We start from the raw sequence: 18,662 nt of genomic DNA, 5'->3' as shown, positions 1-18,662 counted from the left end.
GCCACGCCGCGGCACAGGGCCCGGCCCAGTCCCGCGTCCGTGCCGTACGCCACCAGCTCGGCACCCGGCGCGGCATCGACCGGCCGCCGACCGGCTACCCATGAGCTAGGCTCGTCGAAGGCCATCCCATCGGCCCCTTTTTCGAAGGCTCCCGGAACAGCGCCCGGGAGCCTTCGCCGTAGTGGTCAGCGGTCGGCCGGTTCTTCGTCGCGGTCATCCGGCAACAGATCGGCGGACGGTAGGCCCAGCATGTTCGCGATGCTCAACACCTCGGCGAGGGTCAACACCCGACCGCGCACGGAGAGGGCATCGGCGATCCGGCCGCATATCTCCCGCGTTGGACCGGCCTCGGCGCGCATCACCTCGAGCTCGGCCGACTCGTCGACCTCGGCGACCGGCTCAAGCTCGGCGACCTCACACACGACCGGCATATCGTCGAAATCGAACTGAATGCTGATGAACCCGGGCGGCTGGTCATCGGCCACGATCGTGGCGAGGTTCCCGCGGCGGGTACGCACCCGGTCACCGGGACGAAAGGGGGTAGCAGAGGCGTCCTGCTCGGCCATCTCGGCGCGGTCGGTGCAGCCGTGGCCGTCCTTGCACATGAACGTCTGCACGCCATGTTCGCAGTGATCGCCGGTTGGGACCCACGGACCGCGGGCATTCCCGCAGTGCACGCAGCGGGGGCAGTCATGGGAGTGGAACTCGGGGGTAGTGGGTACCATGGCGTTGCCTTCTTCCTGCTGGGAGTCGGTTATGGCCCGGTCCGCGGCTCCACCCGCGGCCGGGTCGCTTTCGTTGTGGGGAAACATCAGGCCACGCCCTGATCGGCGGAGACCTTCGCGATGAAGTCCTGGATTGCGCTCTCGGCGACCAATCGACGGCCCCGGACCTTGACCGATGCCAGTTCGCCGCTCTTGATCAGTTCGTAGACCGTCGACCGGCTCACGCCTAGCCGCTCGCACGTACCGGGAATCTGATGCAGTCGCTCTTGCTGGTGAGACACCCTTACCTCCATTTTGTTCTGGATTGCGACATTTCACGAATACATGTCGCGTATAGGAACGATATGGACGATAGCGCACCGTTCCGCATCTCGGCAACGAGTGGCAGACTGTCGCCATGCAGAACACCGACAATCCTGATGAGGGCGCGACCGAATGGCGGCGCGCGATCGCGGCGAGAGTGGGGCGCGCAGTCGCCGAACTCCGGAAGGCGCAAGGTATTAGCGTTGTCGAACTAGCCAGTCGCACAAAAGATCTCGGATTTCCGATTCATCGTGTGGCAATCAGCAAGATCGAAAACAATCAGCGAGCGGGCAAACTGGATGTCGCCGAGCTGGTCATCCTCGCGTCCGCGCTGAACGTGTGGCCAGCCTGGTTGCTGTTCCCGGAACTGCCTGACGGCAGCGTGGAAGTGGTTCCCGGCCGGCATATCCGCAGCGTTGATGCCGCGGACTGGCTGGCCGGCCTCTATTGGTTCCCCCCCACCTGGATGGAGGGCCACCCAGACGACAAGACACCGGAAGTGCCCGACACATTCGATCTCCTCGGGGCGTCGCGAATGCTCCGTGATCTGGATCGAGAGCTGAAATCCATCCGTGTACAAGCGATTCGGGACAGCCGCCGCGACCCCGACAACGCCGACGAGATTGACCGGCGGTATCAGGAGAAGGTCGACGAGTTGACGCCCCGCCGCGATGATCTCGCCGCCGCGATCCGCCAGCACGGGGGCGTGGTCGGTGAGTTTCGCACCGAACTGCCGACCGTGCCGCATGGAAGACACTCCGATGCCTAGACAGCGGATGCAACCCGGCGAGTGGGGGAAGATCACCGTACGCGAGGCCGAACCAGGCAAGTTCACCGCGACGACGTATATCCGCGATGAGGACGGCAAGCGCCGCGAGGTCGAGCGCAGCGGCCGCAGCGAAGAAGATGCACGCCGGAACCTACTCCGAGAGTTGCGCTCACGATCCGCACCCGTCACCGCGGCCGCGCTCGTGACCGACAAAACGACCTTGTCGGAACTGTTCGCCATCTGGTTGGCCACCAAGAAGATCAAGCGGCAGTCGGCCACCCAGTACCGCCGAGGCTGGGAAAGGAACGCCGAGAAACAGATCGGCGCGCTTCGCATTCGGGAATTCCCGACCAGCCGCGGCGAAGCGCACTTGAAGATCGTGTCCGCCCGATCGGCGACGTCCGGTAAGCAGTTGCGGACAATCCTCGTCGGCATGTTCGCCCTGGCGGTCCGCTACGACGTGATCAAAGTGAACCCGATCCGCGAAACGAGACTGTTCAGGTGCACAAGGCAGACGCACGCGCGGCGACACCCGCCGAGTTCATCGCGATCCGCGCGGCAATCCGAGAATTCTGCGACCGCCCGCGGCGGAACGGTCCGAAACCGGGCCGTCTACTGCCCGCCGTCGTCGACGTTCTCGGGTCGACAGGGTGCCGGCCGAATGAACTGCTGGCCGTGCGGTGCTATGAGGTCGATCTGTTGGCCGATCCGCCGACCATGACGCTCACGGGAACGATCATCGACCACGGGCAGGCAGAGGACGAGAACGGCAATCCGCTGCCCGTGCACCGCCAGGACGAACGCAAGGGCGGAGCACCGGATCATACGCTGGTGCTGCCCGCGCTCGCGGTCGCTGCGCTCACGGAGATGATCGGCCAGTCTGGAGACTATGGACAGGTGTTCGCGAATCGCGACGGCGGATGGATGAGCTTGGCGAACCTGCGCCGATCGCTGCGGGCCGCGCTCAAGGGGCATGACGGCCTCGATTGGGTCACGCCGTATTCGTTCCGGCGCACGGTGGCGACCGTGATCACGGGCGAACTCGGCCTGACCGAAGCACAACACCAACTCTCGCACGCTCGGCAGTCGACCACCGAGCAGCACTATGTCGAGCGTCGGACGCATGGCCCGGACGTGCGCAGCGTCCTCGATCGGTACGCGTCCGGGAAAGTACGGGATTGAATGTACGGGGAAAGTACGGGATTTTTCGGACGCACATTCATCGGGTAAAGGTCAACCCCCTACCTGTTTGCGCTGGTAGGGGGTTGTTTTCGTGCTCCCCCAACTGGACTCGAACCAGTAACCTGCCGATTAACAGTCGGCTGCTCTGCCAATTGAGCTATAGGGGATCGCTTACCCTGGCCCGTCCGTTCCGGTCGGACCGAGGAGAAACTCTAGCGTATGGGTGGTCGGGCTCCCAAATCGCGTAGTCGAAAGCGTGCGACCCGGGCAGATACCAGGGTTGAACGGGGGTTCTGCGGCGGTGCGGATCGACGTGGGTGGTAGGTGTCGGGCAGGATGGTGTCCGCACGTCACGATTGGGAGGAGCTCGACCAGATGCTGCGGTTGATCATCGCCGTCGGTGCCGGCTATGTGCTGGGCAGTAAGGCCGGGCGGGCGCGCTATGAGCAGATCAGTGCGGGTGCTCGCGCGGTCGCGGCGAGTCCGGTGACGCGCAAACTGGTGCAGGTCGGGCGACAGAAACTGGCGGATTCGCTCAGTACCCAGCCGAAACTCGAGCCGATGAAGCCGATCGACGAGCGCACCACGATCATGGTGCCTCACGACCAGCTGCGTCGCTGAGGAGAGATCCGCGCCACACCACGGGGCCGTGCGGGTTCATCGGCGTGCGGCGTCCTCGCGGCGTCGGCGTAGATGGTCTCGTTCCACGGCGTTGGTGGCGGCTTCGATCGCGGTGTCATAGGCGGCGACCGCTTCGGAGTTGCGGCCACAGCGGGACAGCAGGTCTGCTCGCACCGCGTGATACAGGTGATAGGACCTCGGGACCGTGAGCTCTTCGACCAGGGCGAGCCCGGCGGCGGGACCATCCAGTTCGGCGATCGCTACCGCGCGGTTGAGCGCGACGATCGGACCGGGCGCGACGGCCATCAACTGGTCGTAGAGCTGCGCGATCTGCTGCCAGTCGGTGCTCGCGACGTCCGGGGCATCGGTGTGGACCGCGTTGATCGCTGCCTGAATCTGATAGGGCCCCGGTCGGTTTCGGCGCAGACACTGCCGGACCAGCGCCTGTCCTTCCGCGATCGCGGCACGGTCCCATCGGGTGCGGTCCTGGTTCGCCAATGTGATCAGGGCACCGTCTTCGGTGGTGCGGCCGGCCCGGCGGGCGTCGGTGAGCAGCATGAGCGCCAGAAGTCCGGTGGCCTCCGGTTCGTCGGGCATGAGCGCGGCGAGGACGCGGCCGAGGCGGATGGCCTCGGCGCACAGGCCGGGGCGGGTCAGTTCGGCGCCGTCGGCGGTGGTGTGGCCCTCGGTGAAGATCAGGTAGATGACGGCGAGGACCCCGCGCAGCCGGTCGGGTAGTTCGGCCGCGTCCGGCACCCGGTAGGGGATACGGGCCTGGCGGATCTTGCGTTTGGCCCGGACCAGGCGCTGTGCCATGGCCGGTTCCGAGGTCAGAAAGGCGCGGGCCAGCTGTGCGGTGCTCGTGCCGCCCAGCAGCCGCAGTGTCAGTGCCACGCGGGCCTCCGGCGCCAGGGCCGGATGTGCGCAGGTGAAGATCAACCGGAGCCGGTCGTCGGGCACTACCGCGGGTTCGGCCGGTTCGTGGTGGGTGTGCAGGAGTGCGGCCTGGGCGTGCCGGTCGTCGCGGGTGGCCTCGCGGCGGAGACGGTCGATGGCGCTGTTGCGCGCGGTGGTGATGATCCAGCCCGGTGGGCTCGGAGGTATCCCGTCGGCGGGCCAGCGGCGGATCGCCGTGGTGAACGCGTCCTGGACCGCGTCTTCGGCGATATCGATATCGCCGAAGACGCGGATCAGGCTCGCGACGGCCCGCCCGTAGTGTTCGGTGAACACCTCGTGGATGGCGGTGTCGGTGACACCACCGTCCGGCCGTGCGTGCGACATCGCGTCTCAGCCCTCCGCGATCGGCCGCACCTCGACCGCCAGGCCGCGTAGCACCGTGACCAGTTTGCGCGTCCAGGCCAGCGCCTCGTCCAGATCAGCCACCTCGATCACGGTGAAGCCGCCGATGTGCTCCTGACCTCGATATACGGGCCGTCGGTGATGAGCGTGTCGGGGCCGGGATGCACCACGGTGGCACTGGCCGGCGGGTGCAGGCCGGCGGCGAATACCCAGACACCGGCGGCGCGCATCTCGTCGTTGAGCGCTTCCAGGTTCCGCATGATGTCGTCCAGATCGTCCGGCACTTCACCGGTGTCGGGCTGGTAGATGCCGAGCAGATAGCGAGCCATCGCTGGTTCCTCCGTGTTCTGTCGTACCGGCCGGGCGCCGGTCTCACCCACTACACGAACGGGCCCGTACCGGATCGACAGACCCGAGAAGAATTCCGACAGGAGGACGAATCGGCGACCTAACCGCCGGCAACGAAGTCCCCGTAATTGCCCATGGCCTGTTCGAGCAGGCTCTTGCGGTACTGCTCCAATGCCACCAGGTCACCGAACAGCGCCATGTACTCCTCGGGCCGTTCGGTGGACGATACCCGGTGCAGTTTCGATTTCAGTTCGGCGATCTGGCGGCCGACCAGCGCTTCCTGGGCTCGGGCCAGGACCCCGGTGATGAACCGGGGAATATCGTCGGTGCTCTTCACCGGAAGCGGTTCGCCGGCGAGTTCGGAGATGAGGGCGCGGATGGTGAGGTCGGAGGCCTGGTCGCCGACGGCGTTCACCCAATCGGCGCCCGAACGGCCCGCCGCGGCCCCGCCTGCCGCGGCCATGAGGGTGCGCACGGTGCGGTAGGCGGGATGGGTGAAGGCGTCGGTTTCCAGGGCGTCGAAGGCCGGGCCCGCGATCGACGGATACTGCAGGCCGGCGGCCAGGGCCTGCCGCTGGAACAGCAGCGCGGGGTCGCGGGGGTCGGGCCGGGCCGCCGGATGGTCGGCGATTTCCGTGTCGCCGTTCTTCGCGCCGGAGCCGCCGCGGGCGGGCCGGCCTGCCGCGCCGCCGCGCAGCCGCCGGGCTTCCTCGGTGACCCGGCGGTGCACCATCGCCGGGTCGTGCCAGCCGGTCCATTCGGCCAGCTGGGTGGCGTAGCGTTTACGCAGGCCGTGGTCGCGCAGCTGGGCGACGATCGGCAGCGCCCACTGCATGACCTCCACCTGGCTCTCATAGCTGAGGGTCCGGGTGCGACTGTCCTCGCGTCTGGCGATTTCGCGGCGCAGCGCGTAGTCGAACAGGGGCTCGCGGCGGGCCACCAGATCGCGCAGCGCCGCGTCGCCGGAACGCTGCCGCAGCTCGCACGGGTCCTGGCCGTCGGGGGTGATCACTACGAACGTCTTCCCGGCAACCTTCTGGTCACCGAGGAACGCCTTCAGCGCGGCGGCCTGGCCGGCGGCGTCACCGTCGAAGGTGAAGATGATCTCGCCGCTCCAGAAGTTGTCGTCCATGAGCAGGCGGCGCAACACCGCGAAGTGTTCGTCACCGAAGGCCGTACCGCATGCGGCGACAGCGGTTTTCACCCCGGCCAGGTGCATGGCCATGACATCGGTGTAGCCCTCGACCACCACCGCCTGCCTGGTTTTGGCGATCTCCCGTTTGGCGTGGTCCAGACCGAACAGCACCTGGGATTTCTTGTACAGCACGGTTTCCGGGGTGTTGATGTACTTGCCCGGCATGGTGTCGTCGTCGAAGAGTTTGCGGGCCCCGAAGCCGATGACGTCGCCGCCGAGGTTGCGGATGGGCCACAGCAGCCGGCGGTGGAACCGGTCGATAGGGCCACGGCGGCCCTGCCGGGACAGCCCGGCCGCCTCGAGCTCCTTGAATTCGAATCCCTTGCCCAGCAGGTGTTTGGTGAGCGTGTCCCAGCCCTCCGGGGCGTAGCCGCAGCCGAATTGGGCCATGGCCGCCTCGTCGAAGTTCCGTTCGGTGAGGAAGCGGCGGGCCGTGGCGGCGGCGGGTTCGCGCAGGCGGGCCATATAGAACTCGTGCGCGGCGGCGTTGGCGGCGACGAGCCGGGCGCGAGTGCCGCGGTCGCGCTGCACCGAAGTGCCGCCGCCCTCGTAGTTGATGCGGTAACCGATCCGGTCGGCGAGCTGTTCGACGGCCTCGACGAAACCGATGTGTTCGATCTTCTGCAGGAAGGCGTAGACATCGCCGCCCTCGCTGCAGCCGAAACAGTGGAACAGGCCGTGGTTGGGCCGCACGTGGAACGACGGGGATTTCTCGTCGTGGAACGGGCACAGGCCCTTCATGGAGTCGGCGCCGGCGCGTTTGAGCGCGACATACTCGCCGACCACATCCTCGATCCGGACGCGTTCACGGATCGCCGCGATATCGCGATCAGGTATTCGTCCGGGCACTCTCGAGAGTCTAATCCCGAGACCCGACGCGCCTGTCAGCCGGGCAATGCCGCGGCGATCCGTTCCAGGCGGCTCTCGGTGTAGGAGGCGATCTGGTCGACGATCACCCGCACCCGCTCGGTATCGTCGGTGGCCGCATCCCACCAGGGCATCAGCAGCGGATCCAGGCCGACGGGGGCGGTGGCCAGCAGATATTCGGCGACCGCGGTGAGGCGGGCGCGTTGTTCGGCCTGGCGGAGTTTGTGATCCGGGTCGGACATGACGTAGCGGAGCGCGACCGTTTTGAGGATCGCGACCTCGGCCGCCGCTATCGGCGGCACCGTCATGTCGGCGGCGTGGCGTACCGGGTTCGCCCCGGCCACTTCCCGGGTCGCCACCACCGCGGCATTGGCGAAACGGCCGACGAGTTCGCTGGTGAGCCGTTTGAGCGCGACCGAACCGGCCAGGGTGCCGTCGTAGTCGAATACCTCGGTGACCACGGCCAGTTCGCACAGCCGGTGCGCGGCGGCGACCAGGTCGTCCACCGACAGCCCGGGATGGCGCCCGTATCCGAGCTCGGCCAGCGCCATCCGTTCCACCGGGTCGGCGAGGGCGCGCAGGTCGATCCGCCCGGCGATGATGCCGTCCTCCACATCGTGCACCGAATAGGCGACATCGTCGGACCAGTCCATGATCTGGCATTCCAGGGTCTGCCGGCGCGGCGGCGCGCCCTTGCGGACCCAGGCCAGCCGGTCGATGTCCACGTCGTAGGCGCCGAACTTGGGGCCGGATCCGGTGCGCTGCCACGGGTATTTGACGGTGGCGTCGAGTGCGGCGCGGGTGAGGTTCAGGCCCACACTGTGACCGTCGGGGTCGAGTACCTTCGGCTCGAGGCGGGTGAGGATGCGCAGGTTCTGGGCGTTGCCCTCGAAACCGCCGTAACGGTCGGCGAAGGCATCCAGCGCCTTCTCGCCGTTGTGACCGTAGGGCGGGTGGCCGATATCGTGCGCGAGACCGGCCAGTTCGGCCAGGTCCGGATCGCAGCCGAGGCCTTCGGCGATACCGCGGCCGATCTGGGCGACCTCCAGGGAATGGGTGAGCCGGGTGCGCGGGGTGTCGCCGTCGCGCGGGCCCATGACCTGGGTTTTGTCGGCGAGACGGCGGAGCGCCGCCGAATGCAGCACCCGGGCGCGGTCACGTGCGAAGTCGCTGCGATGCCCGTTGCCGGCGGCGCCGTTGGAGACCAACCCGGCGGTTTTGGGGGCCTCCCGGACCATGCGTTCCCGGTCGTGCTCGGTGTAGCTCACCGCACCGAGTCTGCCACCCGGTGGTGTCCGAACGACGCGCATACGGACACCACCGGGTGACGGGTCACCGAACCGACGCCGCTACCCGATGGGGCTGCTCGCCATCGGCGGCTCGCCCCATCGGACCGGGGCGCCGAGCTCCGCGGCGATGGTGTCGAGCAGCCGTCCCGGTTCGGGGCCGCCCAGTACGGCGACGGCCAACCGCCCGGCGAAGGTGTAGGACAGGATCGTGACGGCCGCCGACGCCCCCTGCGACGGGCGCGGATGTGCGGACAGGTAGACGATCTCGTAGTCGGTGATCCGCAGACCGGCCGGGGTTCGGAGGGCAGGCACCACACCGGTGTTCGTGATCGCGATATGACCGGCCAGCGAATGGAGCCGCCCCGCGCCGAAATAGTCGGGAAAATGCAGTACCGACTGTGCGACGACCCCGTCGGCGAGATCGTCACGCAGTACCGTCGCCACCCGCTGCGCCAACTCCACCAGGTTCACCGACTCGTCGATATCGGCCGCGAACGCGGCGAGCCCGCCCATATTGGTGCCCGCCGCGACAGTCACGGGCGGGGTCAGCCGGGACCGCAGATCCACCGGGTAGAGGCAGCCCAGGCGGACCGGAGCCGTGGCCGGCCCGGTCACCGAGGCGTACGCGCGCAGGACGGCGGCGGTGAGAAGCGCGTTCACCGTGAGCCGATGCGCTCGGCTCTGTTCGACGATCCGGCTCGTGCCGGCGCGGTCGAAGAGGAGCCGGCGGGGGCGCACGAGGGAGTTCTCCGCGGGAGTTTCGCCGTGTTCGGCGGCGCCCTCGTCCGAGCCGGCGGGGTACGGAGCCGCCGAGCCCTCCGGCAGCGGGTGGGCGACCCGCTCGAGCCCCGAACACACCCCGCGCGCGATTCCGCGCAGTTCGAGATGCCGTTCCGGTGATTCCGGGTAGGCGCGTCGGACGATATGCGCGGTGCCGGTCTCCATCCAGCTGGTGTAGTGATCCCACAGCCGCGCGAACAGTTCCACACAGAATCCGCCGTCGGCGATGCCGTGGTGCACGAACAGGGTCACCCGTGCCCGGGGACGGGACGAGCACACCACGTCGAGATATGCCAGCTGCTCCCCCGGGTCCAGCTGAGCGGCCGGCAGACGCACGGTCGCGGGGTCGCCGTAACCGGCCCACAGCCCGGACGGCCCGAAGGGCGAAGGTCTGAGCAGATGGCCACGTCCGGCGGCGTCGATACCGATCCGACAGGCCAGTATCGGATACTCCTGACGTAACGCCGCGAACGCTATTCGTAGGGCGTCGATATCGAGTCGACCTATCACCGACACAGTGCGCCCGGTGTAGGTTCCGTGCCGCACGAAGCGCTGCTCGGACGGTGCGAGTATCCGCACCACATCACCCTGATCCCACATCACGCGGTGATGGTGCGCCCACGCCGGCCACTCGGCAAAACCGAACACCGCGTGTCCATGCCCCGGGGGTGTCGCGGAAATCCGCCGTTGACACGGCGCTCATCCGGAGCGGGGATCACTGCTGCGCGGTGTACCCGAAATCCGCGGAGAAATGGGTGAGTTGGTACCACAGCAGCGCGGCGGTCTCCCGGGTGATTCCGTGCAGCTGCGACTCCCGCGTGTAGACGGCCGGGCCCGTACGGGTGGGCGCGGTCCAGGCGTCGAGGCCGGCATCGCGTGCCATGGTGCGGGTCCGTAGCGAATGCCACGGATCGCTCACCAGCACGGCCGAGGACAAACCGCGTTCCCGCATCGCGTCCGCCACCGCCTCGACGCTGCGCAGGGTGTCGGAGCCGGTTTCCACGGCGTGAATGTTCTGCTCGGGGATGCCTCGGTCCATCAGGTAGTTCTTCCCGGACGCGGCCTCGGTGTACAGATCCCCTTCCTGTTTCCCCCCCACCGTGATCACCAGCGGCGACACCCCCGCCTCGAACAGGTTGTAGGCCTGGTCCAACCGCGCCTCGAACACCGACGACGGGGTCCCCGAATACTGGGCCGCGCCCAACACCACGATCGCGTCCGCCGAGGTGTAGTCGTTGATCCGCGCCACCTGCCACACCCGCACCGCGGTTCCCCCGACAAGTACCAGCGCCACCAGTACGGCCCCGACGAGCAGCCGCCATCCCCAGCGCAGAATCCCGGCGCCGGCGCCCGGCGGCACCCTGGATTCCGTCACCGATACCGAGCGCGTGCGCAGAGGTGCCGAATTCACGTCGTCGAGTGTGCCGGCAGATCCGTATGCGGCCGTGCCGCCTCGTTGGGGCGGGGACGGGTGGACAGAGGGCGGGGAGGAGAGGAATTCGCCCTGGTCGAATCCGGTTTCCGAGCGCGAGGACGACCGTGGTGAGTACCCGGAATCGCCTCGACCCACCCGCGACCGTGATCACCCTGGTGGGAGTTCTCGATCGAATCGTTATCCGTGACCGCCTCCTGTCGCGACCATGAAGCCCACACGTCCGACCAGGCACGACATTGTTCGGGTCGGGTCCGCCTGCGGCGCTTCTCCCGAGCGCCCACCCGGGCGGGCCCGGTGTCGTCCCCGCACCCGCCGGTCGCGACGGCATTTCGACCACACCGCGCGACCGGCGAGCCGACACACTCTTACCGTGGGCCGCACGGGCGTTGACCCTGACACCGTGTCAGGACGTAAACCGGGAGCCGCCATGTCGAGTATCGGAGACTTCGCCGGACACGGACGGGTATCGGTGCGCATGCTGCGGCACCACGACTCGCCGGGGCTGCTGCGCCCCCGACCATGTCGACCCCGACAGCGGCTACCGCAGCGCCGGGGCCGCCCGGGAGGTCATCCTGGCCTGGGACGAGGACACCGTCTTATGGGTCACCGAACTCCAGGAACCCATCACCCGTTGTCCGACCAGGTCGCCGAGGAGCGCCGCCGAGCCGGCGGATATCCGCTTCTCTTCCCTTGCGGTGCGGCGCCGCTTCGCAGGAGTGTTTCGAGGGGTACGGGCATCGACCGAAAGGGTTATCGACGTTTCCCGGCGGGCCGGTTCGACGCGGCCAGGCGTCGTTCCCGGTCGGCTTCGATCCGCTCGTTGTTCCGCAGGACCGCGGCATGGCTTTCCCGCTCCCGGAGCAGCCAGTCCGGCGGATCGGCCGACAAGGCGGCGATCTCGTCGGCTGTGAGCGCGTCGGACACTCCCGCGCGGGCCAGTCCGCTGTTGGAGATGCCCAGTTTGCGGGCGACGATATCGCGCGGAAACGGTCCGCGGCGGCGTAGTTCGACCAGCCATTCCGGCGGGTTGGCGCGCAATGCGGCGAGTTCATCCCGCGAAATCGGTGAGTTCCGGAAGCTCTCCGGGGCCGCCGGAAGGTAAATGCCCAGCTTGTTCGCCGCGGTGAGCGGCTTCAGCATCTGCGGTTTCTTCTCCGAACTCACTCCGACAGCGTATCCGGCCCGCCCGTACCGCCTCACCACGCAGGTGCAATACGCTGCGTGCAATGAACCGGGCCGATTCCATCGAGGTAACGCGACTGCGCTGGTTTGTCGCCGTCGCCGAGGAGCTGCATTTCACGCGGGCAGCCGAAAATCTTCGCATCTCGCGCCGGCTGCTGAGCCGTACCGTCATCGATCTGGAACGGGAACTGGGCACGACGCTTTTCGTGCCCGGGGCGCGGCCGACACAGCTGACCGACGCCGGACGCGAGCTGCTGATCGAAGCCCGACAGGCCGTGGCCCGAGCCGACGCGGCCCGCTCCGAGCCTGCCTCCGAGACGAATCCCGGGTTGCGGGTCGGCTTCGTCCCCGGTGTCACGGTGTCGAAATGGGAGCGGATCTGGCGAGAACGGTTCCCTGATGTCCCGCTCGAGACGATCCCCGTGGCCGGAGCGGACCAACTGGTGGCATTGCGCACAGGCCGGGTCGACATGTGCTTTGTCCGCCTGCCGATCGATCGAGAGGGCCTCAGCGTCATTCCGCTGTATCAGGAGGTGGCCGTCGTCGTCGTGCCCAAGGAGCATCCGATCTCGCTGTTCACCGAAGTCACCACCCCCGATCTGGCCGATGAGCCGATGCAGGACGCCGACGACCTCGATGACGCCGCGATGACGATCGAACTGGTGGCGGCAGGCGTCGGCGCCGCTGTCGTTCCCCACTCCATCGCCCGCCTGCACGCCCGGCGCGATGTGGTGTATCGACCGGTCTCCGATGCCGCGCCGACGCGGATCGCGCTGGCCTGGCCCGCCGCGGCGACAACCGAGACGGTCGAGGAGTTCGTGGGCGTCGTGCGCGGTCGTTCCGAACGCAGTTCACGTTCGCCGGCCGCCCGCAAGACGGGCGGTGAGCAGGCCGGTTCCGGCCGGAAACGGGAAGCCGGGCAGGCCACGCACACCCGGAACGCTCGTTCTGGCGTGTCCGGGAGACCGTCGCGGCGGCGCAGGCGGTAGACTGCGACAACCGCGAACTCCACGGTGATCGACGTGCTCGGTGGAACCCGGCACCGTGAGGACGCGGTCGTTGTCGAAGCGCTCCCCATGGCGGCGACCTCCTGGGCTGCCGCGCAGGTGGTCGGCGACGTCGCGGATGGCGTGGAACGGCCTGCGCCGCAAGCGGTCAGGCCGGTGCGAGTGCCATGGTGGAAACTACTGGACGCGCACGGAACAGGGACGGCGGTCGAGCGCAGCTCTTCCGAGTTCCCGGTCAACACTCGAATACCCCTGTGCGCGTGCCCGGTCGAGTCCGGCGCGTAATGTGTCGGCTCTACGACCGTGCGGTCGGTGAATCGGGGCCGCGGCTTCGGTCGAGAAGTACGAATACCTGTCCTCGGATCGGCCACCTCGAGCGAACTCGGTCTTCCGCGGCCCGTTGGGATACCCGGAATACGAGTGCCGACACAGTGGCAGACCACACAAATATGGCGCCGGACCCTGTTGTCACGCACCATGTACTCAACGCGTTGGAGCCGGCAAACAGCGTCCCCGTCAGCTGCGTAGATCATCTCGAAACAGCTGGTCAACGGGCTGTGGCCGCTTGGTGAACACACGGAGTACACAATGTTTTCTCGCTGGAAGAACACCGCCGTCCACTTGGCGGCCGCACTCGCCGCCGTCGCACTGCCGGGAGTCGTCGCTTCCACCGCACACGCCGCCCCGGCGGCCTGCCCGGACCTTCATGTCGTCGTGATCCCCGGCACCTGGGAGACCTCGAAGGCCGAACCCGGCAAGGGAATGCTCGCCCTGGTCGCCGACAACCTGCCGGGTAACGCCCGAACCGACTACGTCGCCTATTCGGCGACCGCGTTCCCGTGGGAGGGCGAGATCTACGGCCGATCCAAGCACGAAGCCATCGACGGTGCCCGCGCACTGATCGCCGATACGGCGCAGCGCTGCGGCGCAACCCGTTACGTGTTATTGGGCTATAGCCAAGGCGCCGACGCCGCCGGCGACCTCGCCGCCGAGATCGGCACCGGTCTCGGCGTGGTACCCCCGCAGCGGGTCGCCCTGGTCGGGCTCGTCGCGGATCCGCGCCGCTCCCCCACCGACAACCTGGTCGGCCCGGCCGTCCCGGGCGCCGGCGCCGGCGGTCCCCGCCTCGGCGGCTTCGGCTGGCTCGGTCCGCGAACCTATACCTTCTGCGCCATCGGTGATCTGTACTGCTCCACCCCCGCCGGGGATTTCGCCGCCCGCATCGCCGGTTTCTTCGCCCAGATCTCCAATCCCGACCCCGCCCAGTTCGATAACTACCAGCAGCAGGCGGGTGTCCTCCTCAACGACGTCCTCTCCGCGGGCGGTCTCGGCCTGCTGCACGACCAGCTCAACGGCACCGCCTACGAGGAACGCAAGAAACAGATCGACGATTTCATCAAATCCGGTATCCACCAGAGCTACCCGTCGTACCAGGTGGGTGGCGGCGTCACCCCGCTGACCTGGCTGCGTCGGCAGCTCATCGACCTGGCCTGAGAACCCGGCGAACCAGTTCCCACGGCATGGTCCGCGACGAGCCGGGTAGTCGCCGCGCATGCAGGCGATCACAGTGCGACCGGGGCGACGGGATTCGGTGCGGGTGGAGCAGGTACCCGACGCGGTAGCAGGCCGGGACGAACTACTGGTTCGGGGTATCGCGCTCGGCGTGTGCGGTACGGACAAGGAGATCGCCCACGGTGACTACGGCTCGGCCCCGCCGGGCAGCGACCGTCTGGTGCTCGGGCACGAATCCCTCGGCCGGGTCGTCCAGGCCCCCACCGGTCGGGCTTCGCCGAAGGGGATCTGGTGGTGGGGGTGGTGCGCCGGCCCGATCCCGAACCGTGTGGGGCATGCGCGCACGGCGAGTTCGATATGTGCCGCAACAGCCGCTACCGCGAACGCGGCATCAAGGAGCTCGACGGATACGGCAGTGAACTGTGGACGGTGGAAACCGACTACGCGGTGCGGGTGGATCCCGGGCTGGGGTATGTCGGAGTCCTACTCGAACCGACGGGTGTGGTGGCCAAGGCGTGGGAGCAGATCGAATACGTGGGGCGGCGAAGCTGGTTCGAACCCCGTCGCGTCCTGGTCAGCGGGGCCGGTCCGGTAGGACTGTTGGCGGCGATGATCGGAATACAGAAGGGCCTAGAGGTCCACGTCCTGGACCAGGTAACCGACGGTCCGAAGCCGGATCTGGTCCGTGGACTCGGCGCCACCTACCACCACGGGGATCTGGAGCAGGTGACCGAGGAATGCGAACCGGACGTGGTGGTCGAGGCCACCGGCGCGAAGGCCGTGATCGCCGGGGCGATGGCCGGCACCGGGCGCTACGGCATCACCTGTCTGACCGGCGTATCCGCGGCGGGGCAGACACTCAGCGTCGACGTCGGTGCACCCAACCGCGAAATCGTGCTGGAAAACGATGTCATGATCGGTTCGGTGAACGCGAATGTCCGGCACTACCGCGCCGCTGCCGACGTGTTGGCCCGAGCCGACCGGTCGTGGGCGACATCGCTGATCACCCGCCGGGCACCGCTCGACCGCGCCGCCGAGGAATTCACCGACTCCGGCGACGAGGTGAAAACGGTTATCGACCTGGAATGAGCATCACCACCGGCGCTCGCGCCACTCGTCCAGGTGCGGGCGCTCGACACCCAGCGTGGTGTCGTCGCCGTGGCCCGGGTACACGACGGTGTCGTCCGGGTACCGGTCGAACAGTTTGGTGGTGACGTCGGCGTACAGGGTGTCGAAGTCCTCCGGCTTCCACGTCTTTCCGACACCGCCCGGGAAGAGGCAGTCCCCTGTGTAGAGGTGGACCCGGCCGGAGCTGTCGGTGAGGGCGAGAGTGACCGATCCCGGTGTGTGGCCGACCAAGTGGATGACATCGAAGGTGAGCTCGCCGACGGATACGGTGTCGCCGTCGGCGAGGGTGCGGACCGGGGCGACGGGGAGCGGGTCGGCGTCGAGGGCGTGGGCGGCGGTGGGGGCACCGGTCGCCTCGGCGACGGCGGCGAGGGCCTGCCAGTGGTCGGCGTGTTGGTGGGTGGTGACGATCAGCTCGACGCGGCCGGGGGTTTCCTGTTCGATCAGTTCGGTGATCCGGTCGGCTTCGTTGGCGGCGTCGATGAGCAGGGCGGCACCGGTCGCGGCGCATTGCACCAGGTAGGTGTTGTTGTTCATCGGGCCGACCGCCATCTTTATCACCCGTGTCCCGGGGACGTCGAGGCATTGCGGCGCGGAGCCCGGTGAGACGTGGCCGGTGTAGGGGGTGTCGATGGTGATCACGTGTCGACTCTATCGAGTGACGCGGCAGGCAGGCTCCCACGCGATAGATTCGGTTCATGACGCTGCCGTATCGCCGTGTCCACCGGCCGGTCGGGTTCCTTACCGGTCTCCTTCTCCTGGGCGCACTGCTGATCGGGCCGCCTGTCTCCACGGCCGAGCCGCCCACCCGGATGGACACCTATGTGGTGGACACGGCGGACGTGCTCGACGGTGCCGGATACGCCCGGGTGCGCACGGCGGTGGACAAGCTGTTCACCGAGCACCAGGTACGGCTGTGGGTGTATTACGTGCGGGACTTCGCGGGGCTCGCCCCGCAGCAGTGGGCGGGGCGGACGGCTCGCCTGTCGGGGTTCGGGAAGCGGGACCTCCTGCTGGCGGTGGCCGTCACGACCCGGGAGTACGCCTTCGACGGGGAATTGCCGAGGGGCGTGTCCGATTCGGAGCTGGACTCGGTGCTCACGACGGATATCGAACCCGCGTTGCGGGCCGACCGGTGGGCGGATGCGGGGGTGGCGGCCGCGGAGGGGATCGGGGCGGCGGCGTCGGGGGGCGGTGTGAACATGGTGGCGGTGCTGGTGGTCGCGGCGGTGATCGTGGTGGTGCTCGGCGCGCTGATGCTGTATTCGCGGAAACGGCGGCGTGATCGCGAACGGGACGAGTTGGCACGGGCGCGCGAGATCGAACCCGGCGATACCCGGGCGCTGAGCGCGTTGTCGCTGCACACGCTGCATGCCCGTTCCCGGGAAATGCTGGTGGATGTGGACAACGCAGTACGCGGCAGCGCCGAGGAACTGGAGTTGGCGGTCGGGGAGTTCGGCGAAACCGCCACCTTGCCGTTCCGCACCGCCCTGGATAACGCGAGAGCGGCCACCGCGCGTGCCTTCTCCATCCGGCAGCGGCTCGACGACGCGATTCCCGAGACCCCGGACGAACAACGCGTTCTGCTGCTGGAGCTGATCGACACCCTCAGCCGCGCCGACCGCGAACTCGACGCGCGAGTCGCCGAATTCGACGCCATGCGGAATCTGCTCATCAACGCCGGCGACCGCTTGGACGCCCTGACCCGCGACCTGGTCGATGTGACCGGACATGTCCCGGACGCGGAGGCGGAACTGACCCGGCTCGGCGAAACCTATCCGCCGGAGGTACTGGCCTCGGTGCGGGACAATGTCGCCATGGCGCGGGAGCGGACCGTGTTCGCCGAGAGCAGTATCGGCTCCGGGCGCGCCGCGCTCCGCCGCCCGGTCGGCGAACAGGGCGGCGCGATCGCGGCCATTCGGGAGGCCGAAGCGGCGATCGCGCAGGCCCGCACCCTGCTCGACGCGGTCCTGAACGCGGCCGCGAATATCCGGCAGGCCCGCGACGGGTTGCCGGGAGTGCTGGCGGAGCTGCACACCGATCTGGCCGACGCGGCGGAACTCGGCGACTACGGCGGTCCCGAACTCGACACGGCCGTCTCCTCGGCGCGGCGGGTGCTGGCAGCCGCCGATACCCGCGCGGGTTCCGACCCGTTGGGTGTGTTCCACGACGCGGTCGCCGCCGACTCCGAACTCGACCGTGCTCTCACCGTCGCCTCGGATCGCCGACTGGCGGCCGAGGACCTGCGCCGCAGGCTCGACCAGGCCCTCACCAACGCGGCCGCGCGGATCCGGTTCGCCGCCGACTACATCGACCCCCGCCGCGGCGCTGTCGATGCCACGGCACGCACCCGGCTGTCCGAGGCACAGCGCCATCTCGACGAGGCGCGGCGGCTATACGACAGCGACCCGAATCAGGCCCTGTCCGTGGCGTGTCGGGCCGCCGACCTCGGCGGACAGGCACTGGAGGAGGCGCAGACCAGCGTGGGCGCCTGGGAGGGCCGGGATATGCCGCCCGGCACGGTCCAGACCGGCGCGGTCCTCGGCGGCATCCTCATCAGGGGCATGCTGGGCGGTACCACCACTGGTGGCCACTACGGCGGCTTCGGCGCACCGTCATTCGGCGGGTCGTCCGGCTCGCGCCGGATCAGCCGGGGTGGGCGGTTCTGAACCGGGCAGGCACGAGAGAACCGACATCGAAGACCTTCTCGAAGGCCCGGTTGATTCGCCTCGCCTACTCGCCGAACCGGCCCTCTCCACGCCGTCGCCCGCACTCTGCGCACCGCTGAGGCCGATGCCTTCCGGCACCGCTATGCCGCCGCACGCTCCACTACGCGCCCTTGTCGCCTACCCCGGCAGTACACCGAACACCGCATGGCCGCCGGAGTTCCCTCACTCGAGATCACCGACCCTGAGAGGACACCTCGGCCTCTCATATGACGGAAGGCGGCGATTCGAGCCGTGGGTTGGGCAAGGGCCGCCGAGGGTTGTGTCGCGTGGGTCGATCTAACCGTATATCCG

20 protein-coding genes, 1 tRNA gene and 1 pseudogene are annotated in these 18,662 nt (G+C 68.2%); 10 read left to right on the top strand and 12 right to left on the bottom strand.

Annotated elements, in window-relative coordinates; all coding sequences use genetic code 11:
• Positions 1–185: 185 nt before the first annotated feature.
• Together ON20_RS07735 and ON20_RS07730 are read right to left on the bottom strand one after the other, a co-directional pair.
• Positions 186–812: a hypothetical protein gene (locus ON20_RS07735; RefSeq protein ID WP_040834276.1), complete on the bottom strand. Its 627-nt coding sequence runs from the start codon at positions 810–812 to the stop codon at positions 186–188.
• Complete coding sequence (locus ON20_RS07730) at positions 812–1,006, bottom strand: helix-turn-helix transcriptional regulator (protein ID WP_245547097.1); 195 nt, start codon at positions 1,004–1,006, stop codon at positions 812–814. Before ON20_RS07730 ends, ON20_RS07735 begins: the two co-directional genes overlap by 1 nt.
• Positions 1,007–1,122: 116 nt before the next feature.
• Between ON20_RS07730 and ON20_RS32930 the strand changes: the two genes are divergently transcribed.
• From ON20_RS32930 to ON20_RS40220, 3 genes are read left to right on the top strand one after another with little or no spacing between them, the layout of a single operon-like run.
• Positions 1,123–1,797: a helix-turn-helix domain-containing protein gene (locus ON20_RS32930; protein WP_051161893.1), complete on the top strand. Its 675-nt coding sequence runs from the start codon at positions 1,123–1,125 to the stop codon at positions 1,795–1,797.
• The gene (locus ON20_RS40225) at positions 1,790–2,518 is read left to right on the top strand and encodes a hypothetical protein (RefSeq protein WP_306306829.1); all 729 of its coding nucleotides are present in this window, start codon (positions 1,790–1,792) and stop codon (positions 2,516–2,518) included. Before ON20_RS32930 ends, ON20_RS40225 begins: the two co-directional genes overlap by 8 nt.
• Positions 2,473–2,979 carry a site-specific integrase gene (locus ON20_RS40220; RefSeq protein WP_306306828.1) on the top strand — a complete coding sequence of 169 codons (507 nt, stop codon included), beginning with the start codon at positions 2,473–2,475 and terminating at the stop codon, positions 2,977–2,979. Before ON20_RS40225 ends, ON20_RS40220 begins: the two co-directional genes overlap by 46 nt.
• Positions 2,980–3,073: 94 nt before the next feature.
• Here ON20_RS40220 and ON20_RS07715 read toward each other — a convergent pair.
• Positions 3,074–3,146 (bottom strand) — tRNA-Asn (locus ON20_RS07715).
• A gap of 208 nt (positions 3,147–3,354) precedes the next feature.
• On the opposite strand from ON20_RS07715, the gene ON20_RS07710 reads away from it, so the two are divergent.
• Positions 3,355–3,600, top strand: a complete 246-nt coding sequence (locus tag ON20_RS07710) for a hypothetical protein (RefSeq protein WP_040834287.1) — start codon at positions 3,355–3,357, stop codon at positions 3,598–3,600.
• Positions 3,601–3,636: 36 nt separating this feature from the next.
• On the opposite strand, the gene ON20_RS07705 is transcribed toward ON20_RS07710, so the two are convergent.
• From ON20_RS07705 to ON20_RS07675, 8 genes are all read right to left on the bottom strand, one after another.
• Positions 3,637–4,881 carry an RNA polymerase sigma factor gene (locus ON20_RS07705; protein ID WP_051161890.1) on the bottom strand — a complete coding sequence of 415 codons (1,245 nt, stop codon included), beginning with the start codon at positions 4,879–4,881 and terminating at the stop codon, positions 3,637–3,639.
• A 6-nt stretch (positions 4,882–4,887) separates the two neighbouring features.
• Positions 4,888–4,983 (bottom strand): YciI family protein, encoded by a 96-nt coding sequence (locus ON20_RS40935; RefSeq protein ID WP_438803387.1) that lies wholly within the window; start codon positions 4,981–4,983, stop codon positions 4,888–4,890.
• A 5-nt stretch (positions 4,984–4,988) separates the two neighbouring features.
• Positions 4,989–5,228, bottom strand: coding sequence for a YciI family protein (locus tag ON20_RS07700; RefSeq protein WP_438803386.1), 240 nt, complete (start codon positions 5,226–5,228; stop codon positions 4,989–4,991).
• 119 nt (positions 5,229–5,347) lie between these two features.
• On the bottom strand, positions 5,348–7,291 hold the full coding sequence (gene dnaG, locus ON20_RS07695) for a DNA primase (protein ID WP_040834274.1): 1,944 nt from the start codon (positions 7,289–7,291) through the stop codon (positions 5,348–5,350).
• 35 nt (positions 7,292–7,326) lie between these two features.
• Positions 7,327–8,619, bottom strand: a complete 1,293-nt coding sequence (locus ON20_RS07690) for a deoxyguanosinetriphosphate triphosphohydrolase (RefSeq protein WP_040834273.1) — start codon at positions 8,617–8,619, stop codon at positions 7,327–7,329.
• Positions 8,620–8,658: 39 nt separating this feature from the next.
• The gene (locus ON20_RS07685; protein ID WP_051161887.1) at positions 8,659–9,978 is read right to left on the bottom strand and encodes a phthiocerol/phthiodiolone dimycocerosyl transferase family protein; all 1,320 of its coding nucleotides are present in this window, start codon (positions 9,976–9,978) and stop codon (positions 8,659–8,661) included.
• A gap of 115 nt (positions 9,979–10,093) precedes the next feature.
• Entirely contained in the window at positions 10,094–10,738 is a 645-nt protein-coding gene (locus ON20_RS07680; protein ID WP_438803388.1) for a YdcF family protein, read from the bottom strand.
• 825 nt (positions 10,739–11,563) lie between these two features.
• A complete protein-coding gene (locus ON20_RS07675; protein ID WP_040834272.1) occupies positions 11,564–11,977 on the bottom strand; it encodes a DUF5997 family protein in 414 nt (137 codons plus the stop codon).
• A gap of 62 nt (positions 11,978–12,039) precedes the next feature.
• Between ON20_RS07675 and ON20_RS07670 the strand changes: the two genes are divergently transcribed.
• From ON20_RS07670 to ON20_RS07655, 5 genes and pseudogenes are all read left to right on the top strand, one after another.
• Positions 12,040–12,984 (top strand): LysR family transcriptional regulator, encoded by a 945-nt coding sequence (locus tag ON20_RS07670; protein WP_040834271.1) that lies wholly within the window; start codon positions 12,040–12,042, stop codon positions 12,982–12,984.
• A 33-nt stretch (positions 12,985–13,017) separates the two neighbouring features.
• Complete coding sequence (locus ON20_RS07665) at positions 13,018–13,287, top strand: hypothetical protein (protein ID WP_040834270.1); 270 nt, start codon at positions 13,018–13,020, stop codon at positions 13,285–13,287.
• Positions 13,288–13,590: 303 nt separating this feature from the next.
• Entirely contained in the window at positions 13,591–14,496 is a 906-nt protein-coding gene (locus tag ON20_RS07660) for a cutinase family protein (RefSeq protein ID WP_040834269.1), read from the top strand.
• Positions 14,497–14,554: 58 nt separating this feature from the next.
• Positions 14,555–14,722 (top strand): annotated as a pseudogene (locus ON20_RS38610) (theronine dehydrogenase); the annotation flags it as partial.
• An 86-nt stretch (positions 14,723–14,808) separates the two neighbouring features.
• On the top strand, positions 14,809–15,603 hold the full coding sequence (locus tag ON20_RS07655) for an MDR/zinc-dependent alcohol dehydrogenase-like family protein (RefSeq protein WP_245547096.1): 795 nt from the start codon (positions 14,809–14,811) through the stop codon (positions 15,601–15,603).
• Between the two features lie 3 nt (positions 15,604–15,606).
• Here the strand turns inward: ON20_RS07655 and ON20_RS07650 are convergent, their stop codons facing one another.
• Entirely contained in the window at positions 15,607–16,284 is a 678-nt protein-coding gene (locus tag ON20_RS07650) for an MBL fold metallo-hydrolase (protein ID WP_040834268.1), read from the bottom strand.
• Positions 16,285–16,340: 56 nt separating this feature from the next.
• Here ON20_RS07650 and ON20_RS07645 point away from each other — a divergent pair, with 56 nt between their 5' ends.
• Entirely contained in the window at positions 16,341–18,311 is a 1,971-nt protein-coding gene (locus tag ON20_RS07645; RefSeq protein ID WP_040834267.1) for a TPM domain-containing protein, read from the top strand.
• The last annotated feature ends 351 nt before the right edge of the window (positions 18,312–18,662 follow it).

Origin of the sequence: Nocardia brevicatena NBRC 12119, from assembly GCF_000308495.1 — a bacterium.
In the GTDB taxonomy this organism is placed as follows: domain Bacteria; phylum Actinomycetota; class Actinomycetes; order Mycobacteriales; family Mycobacteriaceae; genus Nocardia; species Nocardia brevicatena.
Note: the sequence above shows the minus strand (reverse complement) of the source record. Positions and strands in the feature narration are given on the sequence as shown.